This window comes from Frankia sp. CeD, assembly GCF_000732115.1.
GTDB classification, from domain to species: domain Bacteria; phylum Actinomycetota; class Actinomycetes; order Frankiales; family Frankiaceae; genus Frankia; species Frankia casuarinae.
Genome location: NZ_JPGU01000021.1, coordinates 1 through 16,146, shown reverse-complemented (window position 1 = coordinate 16,146; position 16,146 = coordinate 1). Strand labels below are relative to the sequence as shown.

The 16,146-nt window shown below is 71.9% G+C and carries 14 protein-coding genes and 1 pseudogene; 9 read left to right on the top strand and 6 right to left on the bottom strand.

Translation table 11 applies throughout. From position 1 onward, the window contains the following. The first annotated feature begins 91 nt into the window (after positions 1-91). The 3 genes from CED_RS12805 to CED_RS12795 all read left to right on the top strand — a co-directional run bounded on the left by CED_RS12805 (position 92) and on the right by CED_RS12795 (position 3,478). Positions 92-727, top strand: coding sequence for a TetR family transcriptional regulator (locus CED_RS12805; protein ID WP_011436810.1), 636 nt, complete (start codon positions 92-94; stop codon positions 725-727). Positions 728-846: 119 nt separating this feature from the next. After that, a complete protein-coding gene (locus CED_RS12800; RefSeq protein ID WP_035910834.1) occupies positions 847-3,018 on the top strand; it encodes an ATP-binding protein in 2,172 nt (723 codons plus the stop codon). Between the two features lie 67 nt (positions 3,019-3,085). Then, positions 3,086-3,478, top strand: coding sequence for a DUF2237 family protein (locus CED_RS12795; protein ID WP_035910830.1), 393 nt, complete (start codon positions 3,086-3,088; stop codon positions 3,476-3,478). 47 nt (positions 3,479-3,525) lie between these two features. Here CED_RS12795 and CED_RS12790 read toward each other — a convergent pair whose 3' ends face one another. Further along, positions 3,526-4,461: a sulfotransferase gene (locus CED_RS12790; protein WP_011436807.1), complete on the bottom strand. Its 936-nt coding sequence runs from the start codon at positions 4,459-4,461 to the stop codon at positions 3,526-3,528. A gap of 177 nt (positions 4,462-4,638) precedes the next feature. On the opposite strand from CED_RS12790, the gene CED_RS12785 reads away from it, so the two are divergent. Continuing rightward, positions 4,639-5,565 (top strand): hypothetical protein, encoded by a 927-nt coding sequence (locus CED_RS12785; protein ID WP_035910828.1) that lies wholly within the window; start codon positions 4,639-4,641, stop codon positions 5,563-5,565. A gap of 159 nt (positions 5,566-5,724) precedes the next feature. Here the strand turns inward: CED_RS12785 and CED_RS12780 are convergent, their stop codons facing one another. Further along, positions 5,725-6,234, bottom strand: a complete 510-nt coding sequence (locus CED_RS12780; RefSeq protein WP_023840289.1) for an ester cyclase — start codon at positions 6,232-6,234, stop codon at positions 5,725-5,727. A 354-nt stretch (positions 6,235-6,588) separates the two neighbouring features. Here CED_RS12780 and CED_RS12775 point away from each other — a divergent pair, with 354 nt between their 5' ends. Beyond that, entirely contained in the window at positions 6,589-7,866 is a 1,278-nt protein-coding gene (locus tag CED_RS12775) for an XdhC family protein (RefSeq protein ID WP_035910897.1), read from the top strand. A 176-nt stretch (positions 7,867-8,042) separates the two neighbouring features. Continuing rightward, positions 8,043-9,089 (top strand): LLM class F420-dependent oxidoreductase, encoded by a 1,047-nt coding sequence (locus CED_RS12770; protein ID WP_023840291.1) that lies wholly within the window; start codon positions 8,043-8,045, stop codon positions 9,087-9,089. Positions 9,090-9,268: 179 nt separating this feature from the next. On the opposite strand, the gene CED_RS12765 is transcribed toward CED_RS12770, so the two are convergent. Beyond that, positions 9,269-11,326, bottom strand: a complete 2,058-nt coding sequence (locus tag CED_RS12765) for a glycosyltransferase family 39 protein (RefSeq protein ID WP_035910825.1) — start codon at positions 11,324-11,326, stop codon at positions 9,269-9,271. A gap of 204 nt (positions 11,327-11,530) precedes the next feature. Here CED_RS12765 and CED_RS12760 point away from each other — a divergent pair, with 204 nt between their 5' ends. Next, positions 11,531-12,895, top strand: a complete 1,365-nt coding sequence (locus tag CED_RS12760) for a membrane protein (RefSeq protein ID WP_035910824.1) — start codon at positions 11,531-11,533, stop codon at positions 12,893-12,895. Positions 12,896-13,092: 197 nt separating this feature from the next. Next, positions 13,093-14,370, top strand: coding sequence for a DMT family transporter (locus CED_RS21545; RefSeq protein WP_051868789.1), 1,278 nt, complete (start codon positions 13,093-13,095; stop codon positions 14,368-14,370). Here the strand turns inward: CED_RS21545 and CED_RS12750 are convergent. Together CED_RS12750 and CED_RS24715 are read right to left on the bottom strand one after the other, a co-directional pair. Beyond that, a complete protein-coding gene (locus CED_RS12750) occupies positions 14,358-15,014 on the bottom strand; it encodes a ceramidase domain-containing protein (protein WP_051868788.1) in 657 nt (218 codons plus the stop codon). The genes CED_RS21545 and CED_RS12750 overlap by 13 nt on opposite strands. Then, positions 15,011-15,463, bottom strand: a complete 453-nt coding sequence (locus CED_RS24715; protein ID WP_369807833.1) for a hypothetical protein — start codon at positions 15,461-15,463, stop codon at positions 15,011-15,013. Before CED_RS24715 ends, CED_RS12750 begins: the two co-directional genes overlap by 4 nt. A 33-nt stretch (positions 15,464-15,496) precedes the next feature. On the opposite strand from CED_RS24715, the pseudogene CED_RS26195 reads away from it, so the two are divergent. Continuing rightward, positions 15,497-15,589, top strand: a pseudogene (locus CED_RS26195) (recombinase family protein); the annotation flags it as partial. A gap of 208 nt (positions 15,590-15,797) precedes the next feature. Here the strand turns inward: CED_RS26195 and CED_RS12740 are convergent. Continuing rightward, positions 15,798-16,146 (bottom strand): transposase (locus CED_RS12740; protein WP_035910822.1); only part of this gene is annotated, 349 nt, incomplete at its 5' end.

The window sequence follows — 16,146 nt, the reverse complement described above, 5'->3', positions numbered from 1 at the left end:
CCGTTGTTCCCGTTGTTCCCGTTGTTCCCGGGCCCGGCGGCCGGTGCCGTCCGTCCCGGCGGGGCGGATCAGCCCTTGCTAGATTGATCGAATGTGCGAGCCCGCCGGCCGGCGTGAGCGCAAGAAGCGGCGCACCCACGACGCGCTGTCCGCGGCGGCCATCGCGCTGTTCCTCGACCGCGGCTTCGGTGCGGTGTCGGTGGCGGAGGTCGCAGCGGCGGCCGGGGTGTCGAAGCCGACGCTGTTCACCTACTTCACGAGCAAGGAGGACCTGGTCCTGCACCGGATCCTCGACCATCGTGGGGAGTTCGCCCGGGTGGTGGCGCAGCGCCCGGCGGGCAGTTCGCCGCTGGCCGCCATCGAGGAACATCTCGCCGCCGGGCTCGAGCGCCGGGAGCCGGTCACCGGTCTGAACGACGACCGCGAGGTGCTCGCCTACCACGGCATGGTCTTCTCCACCCCGAGTCTGCTCGGCAGGCTGGCCCAGCACACCGGGCAGGATGAGGATGCCCTCGCCGCCGCGCTGGCCGCGGCGGTGCCGGCGGCCGGCGAGCTCGCGGCCCGGCTGGCTGCCGCGCAGATCATCGCCGTCCGGCGGGTGCTGGCCCGGGAGAACTGGGCCCGGCTGGGGGAGGGACGGTCCGCCGCGCAGGTGTTCCCGGACGCGCTTGCCGCCGCGCATCAGGCGTTCCGCGCCCTGCGGCGTGCCCTCCCCGACTACGCCTGAGTGCCTGCCATGTCCTGACTGTTCCTTCATGATCGCGGGTTGCGGCGGGGAGTGCCGCCTTCGTCCGGATAGTATTCCTTACCGAGTTAAGAAAGGGGTGCTCGGTGATGATTGACGGCATGAACGCCGAACCGGATGCGGATCCGGTCGACCTGGCCGTCGATGTGGCTGTCGATGTGGCCGGACCGGACGCGGAGCTGGCCGCGGAACGCGAGCACCTCCGGCGCAGCCGGCGGGCGCTGGCGGGGATGCGGGCCGAGGTCGAGGGAACGGAGATTGCCGCGGGCGACGCGGTCGTGGACAAGGTGACGAACGCCTACCTGAAGCTGGCGAAGCAACGGCGGCTCGCCAGCTTCACCGAGCAGGAGCATTCGACGCCGCTGTTCTTCGGCCGGGTCGACTACGGGCCCGACGCGCCCCGGGTCCCCGGCCAGCGCTTCTACCTCGGGCGGCGGCACGTGCGCGAGGCTGCCGGGGACGATCCGCTGGTCGTCGACTGGCGCACCGAGGTCGCCCGGCCGTTCTACCGGGCGCATCCGGGCGACCCGATGGGGCTCACGGTCCGACGCAGGTTCGGCTACGACGGGGCGGAGCTCACCGCGTTCGAGGACGAACCGCTCATCCCCCGCCGCTCGGGGGCGGGGACGGCGGCGGGAGAGCCGGCGGCGGCGGGAGAGCCGGCGGGGGAGGCGACCGGGCCGGCCGGCGACCTGCTGGACCGGGAGATCGAACGGCCCCGCACCGGGCCGATGCGCGACATCATTGCGACGATCCAACCCGAGCAGGACGAGATCGTCCGGGCGGATCTCGCCGTGAGCGTGTGCGTCCAGGGCGCCCCGGGGACGGGAAAGACCGCCGTGGGGCTGCACCGGGCCGCCTATCTGCTCTACGCCCACCGTGAGCAGCTGCGGCGCTGCGGGGTACTCGTCGTCGGCCCCAACCGCGCCTTCCTCGGCTACATCGCCGCGGTGCTGCCCTCCCTCGGGGAGTTCACGGTGCGGCACAGCACCCTCGACGACGTGGTGGGCGCGGTCGCCGTGCGCGGCACGGACCCCGACGACGTGGCCGCGCTCAAGGGCGACGCCCGGATGGCGACGGTGATCCGTCGGGCGTTGCACGGGGCGATCCGCCCGCCCACCCGGCCGGTCTCCGTGGACACCCGGGTCGGCCGGTGGACGGTCGGCGCCGACGAGTTCGTGGACCTGGCCGCCGACCTGATCGCGCAGCTGGGCGCGGGCGCGTTGCGCTACGGTACCGCCCGGGCACGCCTGGCCGGCCGGATCGCCGAGTCTGTCCGTCGCCGGGCCGAGGCGAGCGGACACTTCTTCACCGACGGGGCGCTGCGCACCCTCGCCCGCGGCCGGGCCGTCCGCGAGGCCGTCGAGGCGGTCTGGCCGCGGGCCGACGCGCCGGGCCTGGTGCACCGCCTGCTCACCGACCCGGCGTTCCTGGCGTCGGCGGCCGACGGGGTGCTCACCGACGACGAACAGCGCCTGCTGCTGACCGGCGCACCGCGGGGCGGGGTCCGGACGGCGCGCTGGTCGCTCGCCGACGCGTTCTGCGTCGATGAGGCCCGGGACCTCATCGAGAGCGGACCGGGCTTCGGGCACGTGATCATCGACGAGGCGCAGGACCTCTCCGCGATGCAGTGCCGCGCGCTCGGCCGCCGCTGCGCGGACGGCTCCGCCACCGTCCTCGGGGACATCGCCCAGGGCACCACCAGCTGGGCCGCGACCTCGTGGCCGACGTTGCTGGCCCATCTCGGCAAACCCACGGCGCACCTGGAGGTGCTGACCCGCGGTTACCGGGTGCCCGCGGAGATCCTCGACTTCGCGAACCGGCTCCTGCGCCACATCGCCCCGGATCTGCGTCCGGCGACCTCGGCGCGGACCACGCGCGGCGCGCTGACGACGGCCCCAACCNCCCCGCAGGGGCTCACCGCCGCGGTGGTCGACCACNCCCGCCGGACCCTGCCGCACCCCGGCTCGCTGGCGATCATCGTCGCCGACCGGGAGGTGGCGGCACTCGCGGCGGCGCTGGACGCCGCGCGGCTGCCGATGCCGATCGTCCCGCTCGACGGGGACNCCCCNCCCGGGCGGGCCTGCCTCGTGCCCGCCTCGCTCGCCAAGGGACTGGAGTTCGACCATGTCATCGTGGTGGAACCCGCCGCGATCGTGGCGGGNGAGGCGTGGCTGTTGCAGGGGTTGCGCCGGCTCTATGTCGTCCTCACCCGCGCCGTGAGCGCCCTCACCGTCGTGCACGCCGACGCGCTGCCCGCACAGCTGCGGTGAGCGACCTCGCGGGCCCGATCCGGGTGGTTGCCGTGTCGCCACCGGACGAGNGGGAGAAACTGTCGATGTGGCAGATGAACGGAACGTTCTCGGTGGGGAACTGGAGCCCTGCGGCACCGATCCGGTGACCGGCTTCTACCGCGACGGGTGCTGCAGCACCGGTCCGGAGGATCTCGGTAGCCATACCGTGTGCGCGGTGGTCACCACCGAGTTCCTACGGCACCAGCGGCAGGTCGGCAACGACCTGTCGACGCCCCGACCCGAGTACTCCTTCCCCGGCCTGCGCCCGGGTNACCGCTGGTGCGTGGTCGCGGTACGGTGGCTGCAGGCCTATGAGGCGGGGGCCGCCGCGCCTGTCGTGCTGGCCTCGACGCACGAACGCGCCCTGGAGGTCATCCCGCTGGAGGCGCTGCGCGCCCACGCCGTTGACGTGCCCGCCGACCCACGATCACTCGGCTGACCTCGGCCGGCCCCGCCGGTCGCCGGCCCTGTCAGTCGATGATCTCGTCAGTCGATGATCTCGGGTTCGAGGCCCACGGTGAGCCAGTCGACGTAGGACAGGCCGGTGATCTCTTCGAGGCGGGCGATGTCGTCGACGAAGTACGGCAGCACGGCGCGGTGCTGCTCGGCGGTGAGCTTCGGGCGTCCGCCCTTCTGCCGCTGCAACGCGGTGAGCAGCGGACCGCGGAAGGTCCTGCGCGCGGGAACCGGGAAGTGGTGCCCGATCCGCCCGCCGGTGCGTAGCGCCGCGCGCAGCACGCTGTTCACGGGGGTGTCCGCGACGAACGGCGTGACGTTCTCGGCGGGCACCAGGTCCACCAGACCCGTCTCGACGCCGAGGAACTCGCAGACCCGGTCCAGCGTGGCGGCGGGGGAGTCGCGCAGGTCCCGGTAGCGCAGCAGCAGGACCTGGTCGCGGGAGAACAGGGTGAACAGATGGCTGAGCTGCTCCCCGTACAGGCCGAGGGAGACGTAGTGCCAGAACTGGGCCCAGCCGGCGTCCCGGCGCTCACGCTCCAGAGCACAGGCCCGGACGAAGTCACGTTCCGACTCCAGCCCCGCCGCCCACAGATGGGTCCAGTTCGAATGTGCGCGGTCGACCGGGTTGCGCAGCATGACGATGATCCGCGCCTTCGGCAGGAGCCGCCTGATCCGGTTCTGGGCGTCCAGGTCGTAGAGGTAGAACGGAGTGACCTCGCCCTTGAGCGTCCCCGCCGGAGCGGCATCGAACAGCGCTTCGTAGTCGGCCCGCCGCCACACGTGCTCCTGGTACGTCTGGGCGTCACCGGGGCCGCCCCGGGCCGGCGGCGGCCCCTGCGACAGGAAGAACTTCGGCTCCTTCACCGACGGGAGGAACAGCGCCGGGTGTCGGACGAGTGCCGCGTGCAGCGCCGTCGTTCCGGCTTTCGGCACGCCGATCACGAGGAAGTCGGGAAGGGCCATATGACGGGCGCTCCTGGACGACTGGGGTCGGTAAGCGACTGGGGTCGGTGGGCGGCCCCGGGGTACGTACCTCGCATACTCCAGTAATCCGACCGGGGACCTCAAGATAGTAGCGGTCNGGGCAGGACGGCGTGAACGGAACGTTCGTCATCCTTACCCGGCCGGTAGGGTTGCCGCGTGGTAGTGAGCAAACAGCACTTGGCGGCGACGGCCGTNCCGCNCCCCGGGCTGAGGCCCGCCGTGACCGTGGTCGCGCCGCCCGGTGACGGCCCGGGGTACTGGGCCGGCGCGCCGTGCGCCATCGCGGTGGGCGGCGTATTTTACCTGGCCTATCGGCTGCGCCGTCCCGTTGGGATCGGCCGGGGCTTCGGCNTCGTCATCGCCCGCTCCACCGACGGGGAGAACTTCACCGAGATCGCCGTCGTGCCCCGGGACCCGTTCGGAGCCGAGAGCCTGGAGCGGCCCGCTCTGGTGGTGACCCCGCAGGGATCATGGCGGCTCTATGTGAGCTGCGCGGCTGCGGGCAGCCCGCACTGGTGGGTGGACCTGCTGGAGGCCGACGACCCCGCGGCGTTCGACCCGGCCCGCCGCCGTACCGTCCTGCCCGGCGATCCGGCCAGCCTCGCCGTCAAGGACCCGGTCGTGGTCCATTACGACGGGCAGTGGCATCTGTGGGCCTCCTGCCATCTGCTCGACGACCCGCTGGCGACGGACCGGATGGACAGCCGCCACGCCACGAGCCCGGACGGCGTGACCTGGACCTGGACTGGAACGGCGCTGGCGCCCCGCCCCGGCTGCTGGGACGCCCGCGGCGTGCGGATCAGTTCCGTGCTCACGGGCGGCTCCCAGCCGGTCGCCCTGTACGACGGTCGGGCCACCGCGGCGGAGAACTGGGCGGAACGCACCGGTCTCGCCGTCGGGGTGACCGTCGACCGGTTCCACGCGGTCGGCACCGAGCCGGTCGCGGTCTGTCCGGACGGGGACGGCGCCCTGCGCTACGTCAGCGTGGTCGAGCTCCCGGACGGCGGCCGGCGGCTGTACTACGAGGCCTCCCGGTCGGACGGCAGCCACGAGCTGCGCACGGAGCTGCATCCGGCCCCCTGAGCCGCCCCCGGTGCCCTGAACGCCGCCGTTTTGCCTGGTTGGCGGCATCCTGGCGGGGATGCTGCCGGTTTTAGGGAGGGGTCGCGTTTGAGGGGCCGGGTTCAGGGAGAGGTGTGGCGGCGCTCGCGACGAGGGCGTGCCCTGCCCGCGGATTTTGGGTCAGGCGATGGCCGCTCGGATGGGTTCGCGGTCGGTCAGGCCCACGCCGCCGCGCGGAGCGTCGGTCTCCCCCTTCATCTGACGGAAGATCGAGTCGTTGTCCCAGTACGCGCGCTCGGCAATGATTTTGCCCGGTTCCTGGCCGCTGAAGATGTAGAGCACAACGCCTTCGAAACGAACCGGACGACCCCGAGGGGCAATGCCGGCGAACTCGCCCTGATGTGTCCCTACCAGGGTCACCTCTCGCCAGGAGTAACCGGGGAGGTCGTATTCTCCGGTAACAGTGATGATGAAGTCCGGTAGGGCAAGGGCGAGCATTTCGTAGAAGTCCTGCACACCGCGGATGCCTTCGTAGCGGGCGTTCATCGGGACGACGTCGTAGAAGGCACGCTCGTCGCGCAGGAAGGTGTCGTAGACCTTCTCCCAATCCTTGGCGTTCTCCTGGCGGATGTGCTCCTCGATGGTCGCGCGCTGCCAGGAGATACGTTCCTCGGTAGCAATAGTGGTCATGGTCTCGGTTTCCTGGTCCTTCTCGTAGAAGGAGAATTCGTTGCGGATTCATCGTACGACAGGTCTGGACGCGGAACAGTTCGGCTCTTCGAATTACGGTGGATGTCGTAATTAGGCGGACACGCGTGGCGGGGCGGCTTGGGTTGCGGGATGCAGCCAGCAGGGCCGGGTGGATCGGGACACGGCGTTGCGGCGTCCGACATGCTGGAGCGGAACGTGCCGCCCGCACCGGTGATGATCGCGACTGTCAGGTCCCTGTGCGGCCCTTGCCGGCTTCTATCGTGACGGGTGACGCCAGGGCTCGGGGGCGCGCGTGCCCGCGGGTTCGCCCGGTCGGCGGGGGAGGTGGGGGTGGTGCGCGAGATCGCCGGCACCCTGCGCCGGTGGCGGGCGGCGGGCACCGCGTTCGCGGTGGCCACGGTCGTCGATGTCCGGGGCAGCGCGCCGCGCCAGCCGGGCGCGGCGATGGCTGTGGCTGCCGATGGCGAGGTCGTCGGCAGTGTGTCCGGCGGCTGCGTGGAGGGCGCCGTGTACGAGGCGGCCGCCGAGGTGGTCCGCACGGGGACGCCGGCCTTCGAGACCTATGGGATCCGCGATGACGACGTGGCCGCCGTCGGACTTACCTGCGGCGGCGTCATCGATCTGGTTGTTACNNNNCNCCTGCCGCACCTGCCGGACGTGTCAGATCTGTCGCCCCCGCCGGGTCAGTCGGACCCGGGGCCATTGCCGCTCGACGCGGTCCTTGCGGCGATCGCCGCCGACGAGCCGGTGGCGCTGCTGACCGTGGTCGGTGGCGAGCGGCTGGGCAGCCAGGTCGCGGTGTGGCCGGAGCGGACCGCCGGTTCGTTCGGTTCGTCCGGGTGCGAGGTGACCGGGTGCGAGGTGACCGGGTGCGAGGTGACCGGGTGCGAGGTGACCGGGTGCGAGGTGACCGCGGTCGACGACGCCCGTGGCATGCTCGCGGCCGGGCTCAGCGGCCTGCGTCACTACGGTCTCCACGGGCAGGGGGGTCTCCACGGGCAGGGGCGACTCGACGCGGTACCGGTGTTCGTCTGTTCGTTCGCGCCGCCGCCGCGGATGCTGGTCTTCGGGGCGATCGACTACGCCGCCGCGGTGGTCCGCATCGGGCGTTTCCTCGGTTACCGGGTGACGGTGTGCGACGCGCGGCCGGTCTTCGCCACTCCTCGCCGTTTCCCCGACGCCCACGAGGTGGTATGCGAGCGACCGGCGGCGTTCCTCGCCCGCACCGAGGTCGACGCGCGCACGGTGATCTGCGTCCTCACCCACGACCCCAGATTCGACCTCCCGGTGCTGCGCGCGGCGCTGCGCTCCCCGGCCGGATACGTCGGGGCGATGGGGTCGCGGCGCACCCACGCCGACCGGCTGCGCAGGCTGCGCGAGGACGGGGTGAGCGAGTCCGACCTGGCCCGGCTGCGCTCACCCATCGGACTGGATCTGGGTGCGCGCACGCCCGAGGAGACGGCCGTCTCCATCGCCGCGGAAATCATCCAGAACCGGTGGGGCGGGAGTGGCCGCCCGTTGCGAGCCACCCGCGGCCGCATCCACGCCGAATCCGGTGATCCCGGCGGTGCCGGCGGTGCCGCGGACGGACGCCCGAGGACAGCAAGATAATCAACGGTGTTGACGAGCATCCACACCCAAGATCATAAAAAACAAGATCATAAAAGAACAAAGCAACGCTCCCAGCCCCGGTCGGTGGTGCCTGAGTCGCGGCCAGAGTCAAACTCGGGGGTGAGACGCCAGGGTCGAAGGGGCCGTGGCGGGAGCCGGCCGGAGGAGTGGCGTACGTGCGTATCGCGATGTCGCTGGGGTACAGCGGAGGTTTCGAGGAGACCGTCTCGGGGCTCGCCGACTACGAGAAGGCCGGGCTCCAGGTCGTCCAGGTCGCCGAGGCCTACAGCTTCGACGCGGTCAGCCAGCTGGGGTTCCTCGCCGCCCGGACCTCACGCGTCGAGATCGCCTCGGGGATCATGCAGCTCTACACGCGCACCCCGAGCCTCATCGCGATGACCGCCGCGGGCCTCGACTTCGTCTCGCGCGGGCGGTTCACCCTCGGGATCGGCGCGTCGGGGCCGCAGGTCATCGAGGGTTTCCACGGCGTCCCCTACGATGCCCCGCTGGGCCGGACCCGCGAGACCATCGAGATCTGCCGGAAGGTCTGGCGCCGGGAGGTCCTCGAGTACCACGGCCATCACTACGACATCCCGCTCACCGCGGGGCGGGGGACCGGCCTCGGCAAGCCCTTGAAGATCATTAATCGACCGGTGCGGGACCGGATCCCGATCGTGCTGGCCGCGCTCGGTCCGAAGAACGTCGAGCTCGCCGCCGAGCTCGCCGAGGGTTGGATGCCCGCCTTCTACCTGCCGGACAGCGCGGACGAGGTGTGGGGCGAGGCGGTGCGGGCCGGTACGGCCAAGCGGGACCCGGCGCTCGGCACCCTGGACGTCTGGGCCGGGGCGTCCCTGGCCGTCGGCGACGACGTCACCGCGCTGCGCGACACCGACCGGCCGCAGCTCGCGCTGTACATGGGGGGCATGGGCGCGCGGGGCCGCAACTTCTACAACGACCTGGCTCACCGCTACGGCTACGCCGCGGAGGCGAAGCTTGTCCAGGACCTCTACCTCGCGGGTCGTAAGGAGGAAGCCGCCGCCGCGGTGCCGGCCGGCCTGCTGGAGAGGCTCTCCCTGATCGGGCCGCGCGGCTGGGTGGCCGAACGGCTCGCCGTGTTCGCGGAGTCCGGGGTCACGACGCTCGCCGTCAATCCGGTGGCGCCGACGCACCTGGAGCGGGTGCGTCTCATCGAGCAGATCCGCGAGCTCGCCGACGGCCTGTGAGGTGCCGACGGCCCGCGGCGACCCGTGCGGGGCGGCGAGCCGCGACGGCCCCGGCGGAACCGCCCTGCCCCTGATGCTGCCCTGCCCCTTGTGCCCTCCTCGACTTGTGCCCTCCTCGACTTGTGCCGTCCTCGACTTGTGCCGTCCTCGACTTGTGCCGTCCTCGGCACATCGTGTGATCAGCTCATGCCGGACGTGGTGAGGTCGTAGACCGTCTGCCCGCCGACCGTGGTGGCGGTGAAATGCGCCGCCACCCAGGCGGCGATCTCGTTGCCAGAGGTGGAGTNCCNCCCCCCNCCCANCCCGGTCCCGCCGGCAACGAAGTAGTGGATCTTGCCTTCGCTGACCCACTGCTCGAACTGCGCCAGCGTCGGTGCCGGGTCGCTGCCGTCCCATCCGCCGATCGCGATGACCGCCTTACCGCTGCTGAGCTCCAGCTCGGCGGCGGTGGTCGCACCGCCGGTGGTGGCGGCAGCCCAGGTCGTGGTGCTCGTCCTGAGCAGCGCGACCAGAGCCGTGCTCCCCGTGCCCCTTGCCACCGGCGAGTCGCTGGAGGAAGCGGAGGAACCGCTGGACGAGCCGCTGGACGAGCTCGGTGGGGTTCCACCCGGAGCGCCGGAGGGCAGGCCGCCGCCCGCCGCGGCCCCGCCCGGCCCACCCCCGGCGCCGCCGGCCGTGGCGGCCACCGCGGGACCGGAGATCGGGATGGAGCCGCTGTGCGGGTTCGCCGCGGTGGCAAGCGCATAGGCCGAGGTGCCTGCCGAGGCGCTGATCACGGTCGCTGCCGCGAGCACGGCGGTGATCCTGGTGAGCCGGGCGGCACCGGCCACCAGCGCGACGGCCACCAGCACGCTCGCCGGGAGGATGATCCAGCGCAGCACGGGCAGCCAGGAGGCCACCCGGTCCAGCAGGACGAAGCCCCACAGCCCGGTCACCGCGATCATCGCGGCCAGGGTGGCGCGGTGCGAGATCCGCGCCCGTCCACGCCAGCACACGGTTCCACCGGACGCGACGAGCGCGGCGACGGCGGGGGCGAGGGCGACCGTGTAGTAGGGGTGGGTGATGCCGCTCATGAAGCTGAACACCAACCCGCTGACCAGCAGCCAACCGCCCCAGAGCACGAGCGCAGCCCGGGTCGGGTCGGTGCGCGGCGTCCGCCGGGNGAACCACAGGCCGGCCACGAGAACGATCAGCGCGGCGGGCAGCAGCCAGGAGATCTCCGCCCCCATGCTCGCCCCGAACAGCCGGGTGATGCCGGTGGCGCCACCGAAACCGGTAGTCATACCCCCACCCCCGCCACCGCTGGCGCCACCACCGGCGGAGCCACCGAAGATGCGGCCGAGGCCGTTGTAGCCGATCGCGAGCTCCAGCAGGCTGTTGTTGGTGGAGCCGCCGATGTAGGGGCGTGACGAGGCCGGCCACAGCTCGACCAGGGCGAGGTACCAGCCGGCCGAGACGACGATCGCGGCCACGGCGCCGGCGAGGTGCGCGAGCCGTCGGCGCAGACCGGTCGGCGCGGCCGTCAGGTACACCAGGCTGAGGGCCGGGACGACCAGGAACGCCTGCGCCATCTTGGTGAGGAAGCCGAAGCCCACGCAGGTGCCGGCCAGCAGCAGCCACCGCAGGCTCGCCCGTTCGGTGGCCCGGACCGTGCAGTAGGCGGCGGCGACGAGCAGCAGCACCAGCAGCGCGTCCGGGTTGTTGANCCGGAACATCAGCACCGCGACCGGGGTCAGCGCGAAGGCGGCGCCGGCGAGCAGGCCGGCGGCGGCACCGGAGGTCCGGCGCACCGTGGCATACAGCAGCNCCACCGCGGCGACGCCCTCCAGCGCCTGCGGTGCCAGCACGGTCCAGCTCGAGAACCCGAAGGCCCGGGCGAACAGACCGGAGACCCACAGCGAGGCCGGCGGTTTATCGACCGTGATGGCGTTGCCGGAGTCCAGCGAGCCGAACAGCAGCGCCTTCCAGCTGTGCGTGGCCGCCTGGGTGGCGGCGGCGTAGAAGCCGTTGCCGTAGCCGGACGCGCTGAGGTCCCACAGGTAGAGGACCGCAGTCGCCGCCAGCAGGGCCAGCAGCGACGGCCGGATCCACGCGGGGTCGCCGGCCGGGCCGCGTACCAGGCGGCCGATCCGGCCGCGGGACCGGGAAGGCGGGGGCGGACCGGATGGGTGGCCCGCGGGATGCCGCACGGGCACGTCCGCGTCGGGTGCGTTCACGAGGGGGGAAACGATGGTCATCTCGAAGGCCGTCTCGGGACCGGGAAGTACGTCATGGGTAGACGATCGGTCCGGCGGCTTCGCGGATCCTGTGCCCTTACTGTGTGAATCCTGTGCGCTACGCGGATCCTGTGCCTTTACTGTGCGGGCCCCGTGCCCTGTGTTGTGCCTGTCCGGGTGCGGCATGCGCCGAGATGACTCTTACGTCACGGTAGAGTTGTCGGCGTGAGCGGATCGCGGTGGGCGTATCCTGACGGCCCCGCCGTCACCGACGGTCTGACCATCGGTGCCACGCGTGAGCATATCGCGGCGGCTCCAGCGGCGGATCTACCGGCGGCCGATCCGTACCCGTCCCGGTCCCGCGGCCGGATCAACGCGCTGTGGACGATCGTCGACCAGGTCGTGTCCAGTGGCACCAACGCGGCGATCAACTTCATCATCGCCCGCCGGGTCGACCCGACCGAGTTCGGTGCGTTCGCGATTGCCTACACGATCTTCGCGATCGTCGTCGGCCTGTCGCGCGCCGCTGCCACGGCGCCCCTGGGGATCAGCTATGCTGCCGCCGCCCCAGCCGCGTTCCGCACCGCCGCTCGCGCCGCGTCCGGCCTGGCCCTGGTACTCGGTGCCGTCGTGGGCGCCGGCCTGATGGCGGTCGGTGGCGTCCTCAAGGGCGTGGTCGGGACGAACCTGATCGCGATGGGTGTGGTCATGCCGGCCCTGCTGGTGCAGGATGCCTGGCGCTACACGTCGTTCGCCCAGGGACGTCCCCTCCGCGCCGTCGTCAACGATCTCGTCTGGGCTGCCGGGATGGGCGTGGGCATCGTCCTGCTGGCCATCGGCGGGCCGGATGCGGCCGGCGGCGCGCCGGTGATGGTCCTCGTCTGGGGTGCCGCCGCGGCGCTGGCCGTGCTGGTCGGCATCGGGCAGCATCGGGTCTGGCCCGCCCCGCGGCGGGCGCTCGCCTGGTTCACTGGTCACCGCGAGACGACCGGCTTCATGACCGCCGAGTTCGTGACGGTCCAGGGGGCGCAGCAGACGTCGACTCTGATCATCGCTGCGGTCGGCTCGCCGGCGCTCGTCGGTGCTCTGCGCGGTCTGCAGNCCCTGCNCNCCCCCACGACGANCCNGGCCGTCGCGTTGATGAGCTTCGCGANCCCCGAGTNCGCCCGCCGCAGGGGTGCCCCGGCCCGTCGGATCATCCGCGCCGCCTACGTCGTGTCCGCGCTGGTGGTCGCCTCCAGCGTGCTGTGGACCCTCATCTTCCTGATCCTCCCCGACGATTTCGGGACGGCCCTGCTGGGCGATACCTGGAGCCAGACCCATGAACTCCTTCTCCTCGCGATGATCGCGCAGGCCGGGCCGGCGCTGGCGGTGGGACCGGCCGCCGTGCTCTACGCCTTCGGCCGGACCAGACTCACCTTCTGGATCAATCTTTTCTTCACGCCCTTCCTGCTCGCCGGCCCGGTCACGGGCCTTCTCCTCGGCGGAGCCAAAGGGGTGATCATCGGTAACATCATTGTGTTCTGGGCGACGATCCCGCCCTGGATTTACCAGCTCCACAAGCAGGCCCATGCCGTCGACCGTGGGTGACCTCCCCGCCCGCGCGGATTCCCGAGCCCGGGCGTGGTACCCGGCGGCGGACGAAGGTGGGGGCCCGGCCGGGGTCATTTCCCTGATCNTGGATCTGGCAGGCATGATGAGCGGGATCTGAACGGCCGGACCGCACCGGGCCGGGCGTGTGAGGCCCTGACCTTCCCCGGGAAGGTACATCGCGGGATCGAGGGGGAGTGGCGACCTATCTGCTCGGCCTTGGTTCCGCGGTGTGTTTCGCGGTGGCCGCGGTGATCCAGCAGCGGGTTGCCTTCCGGGCGCCGCCCGATGACGTCCTGCGGCTGCGGCTGCTGCTGTGGTTGGTGCGGCGACCGTGGTGGGATGTCGGGGTCGCCGTCGCGGTGATCGGCAGTGTGCTGGCCGCGGCGGCGCTGAGCCGGGGCGCGGTGGCCCTCGTCGAATCCCTGCAGATCTGCCAGCTACTGTTCGCCCTGCCGCTCGCCGCCCTGCTGGCGCAGCGGGCGGTGCCGCGCCGCGACTGGGCGGCGGCCGCGGCGACGGCCAGTGGCCTCGTGCTCTTCCTGATCGCCGGAGATCCGCATCCGGGCGATCCGGGGGCCGTCTCGACGTTCGGCTGGGTCCTCGCCGGCGCGGTGGTCGGCGGGCTGGTGTGCGGTGCGGTGTGGGGGACGCGGCGGCTCGCCGCCGCCCGGCGGGCCCCGATGCTGGCCACGGCCGTGGGCCTGCTGTCCGCGACGCAGGCCGCCCTGACCAGCAGCATCGGTCACCTGCTGACCACCCGCGGGATCGATGCGGTCCTGGTGTCCTGGCAGCCCTGGTCGGTCGTGGCCACGGCGATCGTCGGTGCGTTGCTGCTGCAGAGCGCCTACGAGATGGCCCCGCTGCCGGCGTCGCTGCCCGCCGCGGTGAGCAGCGAGCCGCTGGCCGGGGTGGTGATCGGGGTGGCCCTGCTGGGCGGCGACCTGCGGCTGGCGCCCCTCGCGTTGGTCGGTGAGGTGCTCGGCCTGGCCGTGATGGTCACGGGTGTCCGTACGCTGGCGACGTCTCCGCTGATCACCGGGCAGATGTCGCGGCTGGTGGCGAGGCAGGCCCAGGGGCGGCTGTCCCGGCTGGAGGAACAGGTGCACCATGACCTGGAACGGCTGCGCGCCGACCTGCGCCGCAGCCGGCGGGCCGGCGTCCCGGGGCCGGCGTTGCGACGCGCGCGTCGCCGGCTGCGCCGGGACCTCGACCGCATCGGCGCGGAGCTGGCGAGCCTCGTGGACGAACGGCACCGGTTCGACGATCGGATGCGGCCGGTCGCCGGGCAGGTGGGCTNGAACGGGTCCCGATCGGGGGAGCGGGGCCTGCTGGGGGACGACGCCGTGCCGGAAAGGGAACTGCTCGCCGCGCGACGTGCTCTCGACACCCGGGCGGACGAGCTTCGCCGGCGGGCGGATCGACTGCGCGGTGAGGCCGGTGCCGTCCTGGCTCAGAGGAATCATGCGCGATAGTCAGTCGACCGGGACCTGCCCGCGGGCGTGGCCGGGAGCCGAGTATCACCAGCCTCGGCGAGTGAGTGCCAGCGGCGCGCGAGGGCGCGGCCGACCACGAAGATCAGCAGCTCGGTGAGCAGGTGCCAGATGAAGTGCGTGCCGATNGGGAAGGNCCCGCAGGCCTCCTCGTCGATCGTGCGGGCGAGCAGGCCTGCCGCGAACNCCCCGGCGGCCGTCGCGAAGTCCCGCCAGTACCTGGACCGGTCCTCATGGTGTGACCCGTACAGTGCCACGGTCAGCCCGATCATGAGCAGCAACACCGGCACGTACGGTGCGGAACGGTTGGGGATCTGGCTGCCGAGGAGGGCGATGAACGCGGCGGTCACACAGGCGAACCCGGCCACGCCGGCCAGGCACCACGTCCAAGGCAGCCGGTAGAACCAACGCAGGAAACTTCCGACATAGATGAACACGAACAGGCCGATGGGCGCGATGTCCAGAACCTGGGCCCACCTGGTCGCCAGCGTGTGGAACGCGAAGCTGCCGACCCCGATCAGCACCGCGAGCGGCGGCATGAACGCGACGCTGGCCGGCACGCCGCTATGGCGCCGCAGGAGGCGCCATAGCGCGAACGCCGCGGTGAGATACGCGAGGTTGCTCACCGCGTCGAACTGCCGGACCGCGTTGTACGCCCCGGCCCCGGCGCCTGCCTGGTGCGGCGGCAGGTTGTGGGCGGCGCGGCCGCGGCGAGCGTTGGCCAGATGGCGGCGTTGGCTGTCCCGACCAGCCCGGCGCCCACCAGAAACACGGCGACCGGCGAGTCCGGCGTCATGAACATCGCGAAAATCATCAGCGTGACCGCGAACAGCGCGAAACCCGCCGAGGGGATCACCCGCGGATGGATCAGGTCCCCGAAGATCCCAATGATCGGCACGCACACCATCGCGAGGATCGCCATCGGCGCGACCACGAGCCCGGCGTCCGCGCCGGACATCGCGCGCACCGATTCCAGATAGAAGTACAGCGGCACCAGCACCGCCGGGACGGCCGCGCCAGCCGCGGCGACGGCGACGTTCGAGAGCGCGAAGTTGCGGTCCCGGAAGATGCCCAGCGGCAGCAGCGGCTCACCGCCGGCGCCGCGGGTCTGCGGATGCGGACCCGGGAAGGCATGAAGATCGACAAGGCCAAGGGCCGGCTCCGCGGCAAGAAACCGAAGCTCAACGCCCGGGCTGACGCTGTTGGCCGCGTCGGCGGCGGCGTGTTGCTCCTGCCGGTGTTTACCGCACTGTTCGGGCTGCGCTTCGCGGTGCCCGTGCTGACGCTGACCCAGTTGTCCAGCAACGGCAGCCGGGCCTGGTTCAATCACCGGGAGCTGCGCTGGCCGCTGATCGGCTGGTTCGCACTCGGCGCGGTCCCCCTAGTGGTCGTCGCTGCAAGTTCGCCGGTTATGCGGCGAGGGCGAGGCCGCTGGCGGTCTTGAGGAGATCGGCGCGGGTGTACTTCCAGTCGAACGGGGCCGCGGTCTGGTTGTAGAGGTCCTGGAAGCCCATGACCCGGTCGCCGAGTGCGTCGAGGTCGGCGAAGTCCCCGCGTTCGATGGCCTTGCGCTGCAGGATCGAGAAGTAGATCTCCACCTGGTTCAACCAGGAGGCGTGGACCGGGAGGTGGACGAGCGTCGCGGTCGGATGGGCCGCGCTCATCCGGCGGATCGAGGTCTGGCCGTTGTGGGAGGAGCCGTTGTCGACGACCCAGAACACCCTGCGTGCCGAGGCGTAGGGCTCGGCCGTCATGACC

What these genes read in the sequence shown, in the direction of transcription:
- CED_RS12805 (WP_011436810.1), top strand. Translation starts at nt 92, where the DNA reads ATGTGCGAGCCCGCCGGCCGGCGTGAGCGCAAGAAGCGGCGCACCCAC.
- CED_RS12790 (WP_011436807.1), bottom strand. Translation starts at nt 4,461, where the DNA reads ATGGCCCTTCCCGACTTCCTCGTGATCGGCGTGCCGAAAGCCGGAACG.
- CED_RS12780 (WP_023840289.1), bottom strand. Translation starts at nt 6,234, where the DNA reads ATGACCACTATTGCTACCGAGGAACGTATCTCCTGGCAGCGCGCGACC.